Source organism: Bacillus sp. KNSH39, from assembly GCF_052656585.1.
The window spans coordinates 1,988,888-1,999,911 of sequence record NZ_JBQXYO010000001.1 but is presented as its reverse complement, the minus strand read 5'-3'; the positions used below and the strand labels follow the sequence as shown (position 1 = coordinate 1,999,911).

Here is an 11,024-nt window from a genome sequence, read left to right as displayed (position 1 = left end):
GAATGAAAAGGGAATCCTTAAAAGTGGCAATACAACTTTAGAAAAGAGGGATTCTGATGCCGTTTTTAGGAAGTGTATATCAAATATTTGGGTTATATCCGGAACTTTATTATGGGATGATTTCAGCGGAGCTGCAAGAGGAAGCTCAGAAGGAGCATCTTGGAAATAGTAGTGCAGAAGCTGAAGCGGAAGAATAAAAAAAGTGCAGATGAAAATCTGCACTTTTTTGTTAGTATTAAAATGGTAAAATAACCTCAAATGAATTATTATTTTTAAATAATAATTCATTTGAGGTTATTATAATTTTTATTGCATTGTATGTAATGAAAATTGTATGAAAATCAATGTAATAAAATGTGTATGAATATTAAGGTGGAAAACAACAATGTTTTTGAGAAAATAATTATGTATAAAAATAACATTTGATACATAATCAACCGATTGTTTTTGGTTGATTTATTATTGACAATATAATTAATTGTATGATAAATTCAATCAGCATTCTTAATGGTTTTTTGGTACGATTAATATTTTGAAAATTCAATACGGCATAAAGAGATTGATTTTTCTGTTTTTTTGGGGTGGGTTACTAAGTCTATAGGGGAAGTGAACTATGTATATTTTTATTTTTAAAATAGAACAGTAATAAAGAATGTAACAAGTAAGAGATAAACTTGAAAAAGAGGTTTCAAAGAATGAGTCTTTTCATAAAGAAAGCAATGGATGAAGAAAAGAAAAAAGTATTGAATCAAACTTTAGGAGCGATTGATCTAACTCTTTTAGGGATTGGAGCAATTATTGGTACAGGTATTTTCGTATTAACTGGTATTGTAGCAGCGAAACATGCTGGTCCAGCGATTGTATTATCTTTTGTATTAGCGGCAATTATATGTGCATGTGTAGCTTTCTGTTATGCTGAATTTGCATCTACAGTTCCAGTTTCGGGAAGTGTATATTCATATACATATATGACACTAGGTGAGATTTTTGCATTTATAGTTGGCTGGTGTGTTATGCTGGAGTATTTATTAGCGACTTCTGCGGTTGCAGCAGGCTGGTCAGCATATTTTCAGTCATTGCTACTAGGTTTTAATATTCACATTCCTACGATTTTTGCTTCGGCACCAGGAATGGGGAAGGGTGGAATCATTGATTTACCAGCAGTTCTTATTATTTTAGTTGTTACATTTTTATTAAGCCGTGGTGCAAAAGAAAGTGCACGAATAAATAATATAATGGTTATTATTAAACTGGCTGTTATTGTAGGGTTTATTGTTGTAGGGACACAATATGTAAGACCAGAGAATTGGCAACCATTTCTACCGTTTGGTTTTCACGGTGTGGTAGGAGGCGCTGCTACTGTATTTTTTGCTTTTTTAGGATTTGATGCAGTTGCAACAGCCGCAGAAGAAGTGAAGCGTCCACAACGTAACGTGCCAATCGGGCTACTTGTTTCCTTGTTCATTTGTACGGTTCTATATGTAGGTGTTTCATTCGTGTTAACTGGAATGGTTCCGTTTACGGAATTAAATGTTGCTGATCCTGTTGCATATGCGTTGCGCACTGTAGGAGAAGATAGAATTGCTGGGTTGTTATCGGTGGGAGCGATAGCAGGGCTAACAACAGTTCTGTTAGTAGCTATGTTTGCATTTGTTCGTGTATCTTACTCGATGAGTCGAGATGGATTGTTACCAAAAAGACTTTCAAGTGTCCATAAACGTTTACAAACTCCATTTTTTAATACATGGGTTACAGGTATACTAGCAGCTTTATTAGCGGGATTAGTGGATTTGAATTTATTAGCTAATTTAGTGAATATGGGAACGATAACAGCATTTGTGTTTGTATCTATAGCTGTCATTGTATTAAGAAAGACACATCCTAATATGAAGAGGCCATTCCGTGCTCCTCTAGTACCTTTTTTACCTATCGTTTCGATAGTAAGTTGTATATATTTAGCTTTGAACCTTTCTAAGCTTACTTTAATTAGTTTTGTGGCATGGATTATAATAGGTGTTTTCATATATTTTGTATATGCTAAAAAACATAGTAATGTTAGAAATAGAAATAGAAATAGAAATAAAGTATAGTCCATTGAAATAATACTTGTAATGGAAATGAAAACACGCTACTTATTCATATAAGAACAAGTAGCGTGTTTTTTCTATTTAATAATCCCATTTTCTAAAATTTTAATAGTTGGTGCCACTTTCACATTAGCTTTTGAAAAGGCACTCGGCCAATCATCTTCGACTTGTTTCCATTCTTTATATTGAAACGCTCTCGCATAATCACCAAATCCGAATGGATCAAGTTGCTGTTTTTGAATGTTGTGGATTAAATCGTTCAAATCTTTGTTTAGTTGTTTTGTAATAAGAGAAGTTAATTTCTTTCTATCTTTGTCTATATCCATATTGAATGTAAGTTCAGAGACAGCAATTTTCAAATCCATTTTAACATGAAATTTGAAGTGGTTATCGCTATAATCTGTATGGATATCACGATTCATGCTAAGAACATTTATTGTTACGAAATCGCCGCCATCGGTATCTTTTAAATCACTATTACTTTCAACTGAAGTAGAAGGGATTTTCAATGTAAGCGAAACCGGTGTATTCGCTTTCTTTTGTAACAAAAGAAGAAGGGCGCTTTCATAACGATTTAATGACATTTTATAAATTCCGCGAGAAGTTAATAGCGCGGAACCAGTAACGATAACATCCTTTTTACCTTTTTTTATTTCTGAAATAGCAGGTGTTATACCTTTATTAAACGTTTGCCTGTGAAATTCATGGAATGTCGTAAAAACGGTCCGATTGTACAGTTTGTTCGTATTAATTAAATCTGTTAAATACTCGGGAAGGGCAGGCTTATCTTTAAAGTTATTATATATAACTGAAGAAATTGGACCGTCTACTGCAACCATGCGCATGTTTCCAGTGTTTTTAGGATCACGATACCAAACATCAAGGTAAGGCATAGCCCCTTCTTGTTTTAAAAAATTTGTGCTAAATAAAATGAGCTGTAACTTTTCTGTAGATACTAAACCGCCACTTGAGCTATTAAACGTTGCTTTTGCTTCTCGAGGTGTACGTACTTTCGCTTCATGTGTTTCGTACTTTTTTTCTACGTCTTCATTAAAAATAGGATTCACGTGGTACACAATTAATTTTCCTTTTGCTTTTGCGTCAAAGCCGTAAATTAATGAAATCGATTGTTTTTCTAAGTCGAGTCGATCTCCACAGCCTGTTAAAAAGGTTATGAGAAAGTAAAGTATAGTGAAATGAATAAAGCGCCTCATTTAAACTCTTCTCCTTTTCCAATGCTGATAAAGTGTCATGTATAAGAGAAATACGACTGGGAATAGAAAAACGATAAAATAACTAGCAGTTCCCCAAAATTCCCGCAACGCACTTATCTGATAAGAAGAAGGGATATAAAAGAATAAGATGAAAATACACCCGAATAATAAAACATAAATAGGTAATGAACTGCCTTTTTTGTTAAGAAATTGATTAATTCCATCTGAAACAGTGAAAATATAAGGAATACAGGAATCAAAAATAATAAAGAGATAAAATGACAAAAAGATAATTTCAAATCGCTCAAGAAATGAGAAGTGAAACGGTGTAACAAGAGAAAGAGTCGGCCATAAAAACTTTGTTATACCATCTGGACTAAAATAAACAAAAGAGACAAAGGTGACTTGAAGATAAATAAATAGCGTAATCAAATTCGCAAGAACAATTCCTTTTTTTGCAGATGATTTATTACTGAGATAAGGATAAAGGACAAATGCAAACTCAAATCCGAGAAACGCAATGATAGTTGATTTTACTGTGTTTAAAACTGGTATCCAGCCTTCTTTAAGAAGAGGAAGAAGATAAATCCAATGCCCATCTTTAAGCGGAATAAACAATAGAAAAGGCATCCATAGTGTGAAAAATACAGTGAAAACAGCATAGCGACTTATAATAAGAACGCCTTTACATGCTAGCATTAACATTGGAATAGATAGTAAAATCATAATTAAAAACATTGGAGTTCTAGGTAAAATCCAAATGTGAATAACGTATAAGAGGGAAAAAATTAAGGAAATAGCTGCAAGGACAGCATATAAAATCCAAAAAATCATTCCTACTCTTCCTAGCCACTTCCCAAGATAACGAGTTAGCACATCGAGTAAAGTATATCCAGGATGCTTTTCCATAATTTTCACAATACATAAACTGACTAAAGTAGTGAGAGCACATCCAATAATAATAGACATCCAGCCATCTGTATTTGCCCCTTGTGCAACTTCACGCGGAAGTGTAAGGACACCGAATCCTACTTGAACACCACTAATCGTTAAAATGTATTGAAATAAACTAATCTCCCTCTTTGCACGTTTTGTCACTTATTATCCTCCTTTTCCTCAACATCTCTTTGCCGGTTATCTTGTTTTAATTGTAGAGATAGTGGCCGTTTCTTCATAATTTTCCATGGGAAACGTACAAGGGTATCTTTTAAATCCGAAGCAAATAACGGAGAAAAAGGACTACCATAAGGAACACCGAGAGATTCCATAGAAAGTATATGAATAATAATGATTGCCATCCCAACCATAATTCCAATGACGCCAAATAAAGAGGCGGCTATCATCATTGGGAATCGAAGAAGCCGAATTCCTGCTGACATTTCTAAGTTAGGAATAATGAAGGAGGCAACCGCAGTAATTGATACGACGATAACCATAACGTTACTAACAATCCCAGCTTGAACGGCAGCTTGTCCAATTACAATTCCTCCTACGACGCCGATTGTTTGCCCAACAGGTCCAGGAAGCCGAATCGCTGCTTCTCGGAGCATTTCGAGAACTAATTCCATTAATAAAGCTTCTAATATGGGAGGAAAAGGAATTTTGGCTCGAGATTCTCCAATCGTTAACAACAATTTGAGCGGAATCACTTCATAATGGAAGGAAATCATAGCAATATAAAGAGCAGGAGCAAATATTGCAATAAATAGCCCAGTGAAACGAAGGAGTCGTATAAAAGATGGAATCATAGGTCTGAAGCTGTAATCATCTATCGTCTGAAAAAAGGATGAAAAGGTCATAGGTCCTATTAATACGCCTGGTGAGCGATCTACAACAACGGCAATTCGCCCATCAAGAATATGATGTGCTGTTGTGTCGGGGCGTTCAGTTATTGATAATTGCGGAAAGAGAGTAAATGAATTATCTTCAACAAACCCCTCTAATTCACCAGTAGTAAGAATCGCATCAACTTTTACTGACTCGATACGGGATGCCATTTCTTTTACGACATTTTCGTTCGCAACATCTGCTAGATAAAGCAAAAAAACCTTTGAAGTAGCTCGTTCACCAACAGTGAATTCCTTCACTTTCAGTTCGCGATTTGGAATATATCGACGAATAAGTGCAAGGCTGTCGCTCGCTACTTCATTAAATCCTTCGTGTGAGCTTTTTATGGAGCTCTCTGTTGTAGGTTCTTCAATACTCCTTTTTGGTGCCGCTTGCGTATCGAGCTCTAAAGCGGATAGTTGTCCGTTTATAAATAAAATACTTTTGCCGTGTAAAAGAGATTGTTCAATGTCTGCCCACTGTTGAACTTTTTTAATATTTCCGATAGAAACAGAGGCTTTCCAAAAATCGTCTTCATTCCACTCTTTAAATAAGAGAGGACGAAGAATGTTTACGTTAATAACAGTTTTGTCTACAAGTCCTTCCATATATATGAGTGCAGCTTCCTGTCCGTTTTTTAATGGAAAAGTGCGTGTTATTAATTCTGGAATACCGCTAAACAGTTTGGACAAGTGCTTTAAATTAAGGGAAAGGGAAGAAGAGATAGATTTATTTAATGCGTAATCAGCTTGCTCTTGGGTAGAAAGAGATTTTTCACCACGAATCCATTTATTAAAAGACCCCATTTGTTCGCTTACTCCTTGTTATGTTTTATCCCGATTGGTGAGGGCTGATAATCAGTGGGGGATGAAGAAAACCCCCCACTGATTAAAGTTTCACTTTATATGGGTTATTATGGATAGTTACAAGCTGACATATGCGTAGTTTAAATTTTATATTGTATATTTTTAACTTTAACGCTATAATTATAGTGTTAAAGATGGAATCGTGATATGACCTGTTATGACTCTATCGTTTTATTTATGAATAAATGGATTGGTATTTTAGCAAGATGTGCTAATAAACTACTCCACCATGATAATAACGTGCCGAAATGTGGTGCGTATATTTTCGTGGTGGAGTTTTTTTATTCTCAAAAAGGGGGAAAGACCATGAATAACAACATGGTTCATATTACAATTGACGGAAAAAAGTATACAGCGGAGCCCGGTTCAACGATATTGGGTGTTATTAATGAGAACGGGATTGAACATCCGCAAATTTGTTACGTGCCAGAAGTAGATCCTATTCAAACATGTGACACTTGTATTGTAGAAGTTGACGGAAAGTTAATGCGTTCTTGTTCGACGATAGCAACGGAAGGTATGAACATTGAACGTGCTTCTGTTCGCGCAAAAGAAGCACAAACAGAGGCGATGGATCGGTTACTAGAAAATCATTTATTATACTGTACAGTATGTGACAACAACAATGGGAACTGTAAACTGCATAATACAGCAGAATTAATGGAAATTGAACATCAAAAATATCCGTATGAACCGAAAGTAGATGTAAGTGAAGTTGATATGACGCATCCGTTTTATCGCTATGATCCTAATCAATGTATTGCATGCGGTCAATGCGTTGAGGTGTGTCAAAACTTACAAGTAAATGAAACGTTATCGATAGACTGGGAAGCGGAACGCCCACGAGTTATTTGGGATGAAGGAGTAAATATTAATGATTCTTCATGCGTTAGCTGTGGTCAATGTGTAACGATTTGTCCTTGTAACGCTTTAATGGAGAAAACGATGCTCGGTGAAGCTGGATTTATGACGGGATTAAAACCAGATATTCTTGAACCAATGGTAGATTTAATTAAAGAAGTTGAGCCTGGATATAGCGGTATTTTTGCGGTATCAGAAGTGGAAGCGGCCATGCGTGATACTCGTACGAAGAAAACGAAAACAGTATGTACATTTTGTGGTGTAGGGTGTTCATTTGAAGTGTGGACGAAAGGACGTAAAATTCTTAAAGTACAACCTTCTTCTGATGCACCAGTTAACGCAATTTCTACTTGTGTCAAAGGAAAATTTGGTTGGGACTTCGTAAATTCTAAAGAACGAATTACGAAACCTTTAATTCGTAAAAATGGAACGTTTGTTGAATCTACATGGGAAGAAGCATTGAATGTAGTTGCAAATAAATTAGGCGCTATTAAAGAAGAGTACGGTAAAGGTTCTATCGGATTTATTTCTTCCTCTAAAATTACAAATGAAGACAATTATGTAATTCAAAAATTAGCTCGACAAGTATTTGGAACGAATAATATTGATAACTGCTCACGTTATTGCCAATCACCAGCAACGGATGGTTTGTTCCGTACAATTGGTATGGGCGGTGATGCCGGAACGATTAAAGATATTGCGCAATCTGGTCTTGTTATTATTGTAGGATGTAATCCGACAGAAGGTCATCCTGTTCTAGCTACACGTATTAAACGTGCACATAAATTACACGGACAAAAGTTAATTGTAGCTGATCTTCGTAAAACCGAAATGGCAGAGCGATCAGATGTCTTTATTAGTCCAAAACAAGGAACAGATCAAGTTTGGTTAATGGCTGTTACGAAATATATGATTGATCAAGGTTGGCATGATCAGGAATTCATTAATGAGAATGTAAACTTCTTTGAAGATTTCAAAGAAAGCCTAGAGGAATATACACTTGAATATGCAGAAGAAGTAACAGGCATTTCAAAAGAAACGCTTATTCAAATGGCTGAAATGATTCGTGATGCAGATGGTACATGTATCCTTTGGGGTATGGGGGTAACGCAAAATACAGGTGGTTCTGATACTTCCGCTGCAATTTCAAACTTACTTCTTGCAACAGGGAACTACCGTCGTCCAGGAGCAGGCGCATACCCACTTCGAGGCCACAATAACGTACAAGGTGCTTGTGATATGGGTACTTTACCAGGATGGCTTCCAGGATATCAGCACGTTACTAACGAAATGGAACGTGCGAAATTTGAAACTGCTTACGGAGTGAAAATTGATAGTGAACCAGGTCTTAATAATATCGAAATGCTTCACGCAATTGACGAAGGAAAAATGAAAGCAATGTATCTTGTCGGAGAAGATATGGCTCTTGTAGATTCTAATGCAAATCATGTACATGAAGTGTTATCGAGCCTTGATTTCTTCGTTGTGCAAGATGTTTTCCTTTCTAAAACTGCTCAATATGCAGATGTTGTATTACCAGCAGCGCCATCTCTTGAGAAAGAAGGTACTTTCACAAATACAGAGCGCCGTGTCCAAAGATTATATCAAGTTCTTCCTACGCTAGGAGATGCGAAACCAGACTGGTGGATCGTCCAGGAAGTTGCGAATAAACTAGGTGCAAACTGGAATTATAGCCACCCAAGTGAAATCTTTGCTGAGATGGCAAGTTTATCACCATTGTTCTCGCAAGCGAACTATGAAGTGCTTGAAGGATGGAACAGTTTCCATTGGGGAAGTTTTGATGGAACGAATACACCACTTCTGTTCCAAGACGGATTTAACTTCCCAGATAAAAAGGCTCGTTTTGCGATTGCTGACTGGGTACGTCCAGCTGAATTTCCAGCTGAGTTTGACCTTCACATTAACAACGGTCGTATGCTTGAGCATTTCCATGAAGGGAATATGACAAATAAATCAACAGGTATTCAAACGAAAGTACCTGGTGTTTTCGTTGAAATCTCTCCAGACCTTGCAAAAGAACGTGGCGTAAAAACAGGTTCGTTAGTTCGTCTTGTCTCTCCTTTTGGAGCATTAAAATTACGTGCACTCGTTACAGATCGTGTAAAAGCGAATGAGTTATATTTACCGATGAACTCTACAGATAACGAAACGGCAATTAATTTCTTAACAGGTCCTGCTGTGGATGTACGTACGAATACACCTGCGTATAAACAAACAAAAGTACGTATGGAAGTATTAGAAGTTGATGGCGAAAATCCGATGCCAAAAGCGAACCCACGCAATAAAAAACGTCACCCTCAAGCTGGAATTGAGGTACATCGTAAGTGGGCACGTCCAGGGTATGTGCATTTAACGGATAAGTAGGAGGAGAAAACTATGGCTGCACCTATAAAAATGATTCAAAAACAAGAATTAACTGAGGAAGAAATAAAACAGCAAAAGTTAGATGATTTAAAAGAGCTTCTAACTAATAATGAAGAAGCTCTAAATCAGATGTTTAATATAGTAGGGGAATTAAATGACATTGGAATGCTAGAAGCTGCAAATTCAATGCTAAAAGCGAAAGAATCAATTGCGAAAATTGTTCTAGGTCAAGTAACTCGTGAGCCTGTTACAAATTTAATTAATAATATGATGGGCGCTGCAGGTGCGTTAACTGAACTTGACCCAGAACTTACGAAAAAGCTTATAGGTAGTTTATTAGTCGGGCTAGAAGAAGGTAATGAACATCTAGAAAGTAATAAAAAAGTAGGGGTATTCGATCTTATGAAAGTATTGAAAGACCCAGATATTAACCGTGCTATCGGGTTTGGGCTTCATTTCTTAAAAGGTATGGGGAAAGGGTTAAAAGACGAATAAACTTCATGAAGTGAACCTTTCCGCCCAAATATTTGTAGGAAATAGTTTGGGCGGAAGGCTCATTTTGGTAAAATATATAATAGAGTAAAATGAGGCTTTTGGGAGGTATAATTGTATGTCAAAAAAAGTACATGAATTTAATGATATGATACGAAAACTTCGAAAGGAACTTTTCGGAAAAGGACCAGAACGAATTCATACTGTTTTTGCGGAAAATATGGCTATAGCGACTCTTTATGGAAACTTAACACCTACTGAAAAATTTATTTCAAGTACGATGGACGGTGCGGAAATGGTTCATATGGCTAGAACGAAAATGATTCAAGAAGTGTATGCTGCGAATTCCCGTGAACATTTGGAGGAACTTGTTGGAGCGAAATTAGTGAATTTGTTTTCAGATATGAAAGTAGAAGAAGATATTGCAGTTTCTGTATTTGTTTTTGATAAAAATATAACGTGAGAGAAGGATACTGATCGTGAAACCGATACAGGTAGAAAGAGAAATCTTTCGTTATGAACAAGGAGCAATTAAACATATAGAGGACAGCATTGTAACAGAGTTTCCTGTCACCATTAAAATGAACGGACAGGAGTTTGTTACAATGGTTAGTACTCCAGAATATATAGAAGATATGGTAATAGGCTTCTTAGCGTCTGAAGGAATCATTCGGAAGTATGAAGACATTGATAGTGTATGGGTGCAGGAGAAAGAAGGATTTGTGCATGTAACAACGACAAAAGTAAATCCGTATTATGAACAAATGCAAAATAAACGCTATATTACGTCTTGTTGTGGTATGAGTAGGCAAGGGTTTGTTTTTGCAAATGATGCACTAAGTGCAAAAAAAATGAAGGGTGTCCATGTACAGGTTGCTGCCGATGATTGTTTTCGGTTAATGAAAGAAATGCAGCAATCTGCGGATACGTTTCATCGTACTGGTGGGGTTCATAATGCAGCTTTATGTGATGTTAATGGTATTATTTTAAGCCGAATGGATATTGGTAGGCATAATGCACTAGACAAAATTTATGGTTATTGTTTAAGAAACGATATTTCTATAAAAGATAAAATCATTGTTTTTAGTGGCCGTATTTCTTCGGAAATATTATTGAAAGTTGCAAAAATCGGTTGTGAAATTATACTATCAAAATCAGCTCCAACTGAGTTAGCTTTGCAACTAGCGGAAGATTTAGGTATTACGACAATAGGATTTATTCGTAATCACTCCTTAAATGTATATACCCATCCAGAACGTGTTTTAAATATAAAATAAAAGTGAGGCAATGAA

9 protein-coding genes are annotated in these 11,024 nt (G+C 36.1%); 6 read left to right on the top strand and 3 right to left on the bottom strand.

What is annotated here, in order from left to right; translation table 11 throughout:
* Positions 1-56: 56 nt before the first annotated feature.
* Positions 57-197, top strand: coding sequence for a hypothetical protein (locus ACUL40_RS10085; protein WP_001116195.1), 141 nt, complete (start codon positions 57-59; stop codon positions 195-197).
* Between the two features lie 498 nt (positions 198-695).
* Positions 696-2,090 carry an APC family permease gene (locus tag ACUL40_RS10080; RefSeq protein WP_000051654.1) on the top strand — a complete coding sequence of 465 codons (1,395 nt, stop codon included), beginning with the start codon at positions 696-698 and terminating at the stop codon, positions 2,088-2,090.
* A 74-nt stretch (positions 2,091-2,164) separates the two neighbouring features.
* Here the strand turns inward: ACUL40_RS10080 and gerSC are convergent, their stop codons facing one another.
* The 3 genes from gerSC to ACUL40_RS10065 are packed head-to-tail and all read right to left on the bottom strand — an operon-like array spanning position 2,165 to position 5,934.
* Complete coding sequence (gene gerSC / locus ACUL40_RS10075) at positions 2,165-3,301, bottom strand: spore germination protein GerSC (protein ID WP_001252213.1); 1,137 nt, start codon at positions 3,299-3,301, stop codon at positions 2,165-2,167.
* Positions 3,302-4,399: an endospore germination permease gene (locus ACUL40_RS10070; protein ID WP_326038475.1), complete on the bottom strand. Its 1,098-nt coding sequence runs from the start codon at positions 4,397-4,399 to the stop codon at positions 3,302-3,304.
* Entirely contained in the window at positions 4,396-5,934 is a 1,539-nt protein-coding gene (locus ACUL40_RS10065; RefSeq protein WP_000534525.1) for a spore germination protein, read from the bottom strand. Before ACUL40_RS10065 ends, ACUL40_RS10070 begins: the two co-directional genes overlap by 4 nt.
* A 366-nt stretch (positions 5,935-6,300) precedes the next feature.
* Between ACUL40_RS10065 and fdhF the strand changes: the two genes are divergently transcribed.
* From fdhF to fdhD, 4 genes are all read left to right on the top strand, one after another.
* Positions 6,301-9,240 (top strand): formate dehydrogenase subunit alpha, encoded by a 2,940-nt coding sequence (gene fdhF / locus ACUL40_RS10060; protein WP_001063637.1) that lies wholly within the window; start codon positions 6,301-6,303, stop codon positions 9,238-9,240.
* Between the two features lie 12 nt (positions 9,241-9,252).
* Positions 9,253-9,735 carry a DUF1641 domain-containing protein gene (locus ACUL40_RS10055; RefSeq protein ID WP_366987253.1) on the top strand — a complete coding sequence of 161 codons (483 nt, stop codon included), beginning with the start codon at positions 9,253-9,255 and terminating at the stop codon, positions 9,733-9,735.
* A gap of 115 nt (positions 9,736-9,850) precedes the next feature.
* Positions 9,851-10,195, top strand: coding sequence for a DUF2294 domain-containing protein (locus ACUL40_RS10050; protein WP_000039582.1), 345 nt, complete (start codon positions 9,851-9,853; stop codon positions 10,193-10,195).
* A gap of 16 nt (positions 10,196-10,211) precedes the next feature.
* Positions 10,212-11,009 (top strand): formate dehydrogenase accessory sulfurtransferase FdhD, encoded by a 798-nt coding sequence (fdhD, locus tag ACUL40_RS10045; RefSeq protein ID WP_000802695.1) that lies wholly within the window; start codon positions 10,212-10,214, stop codon positions 11,007-11,009.
* Positions 11,010-11,024 lie beyond the last annotated feature (15 nt).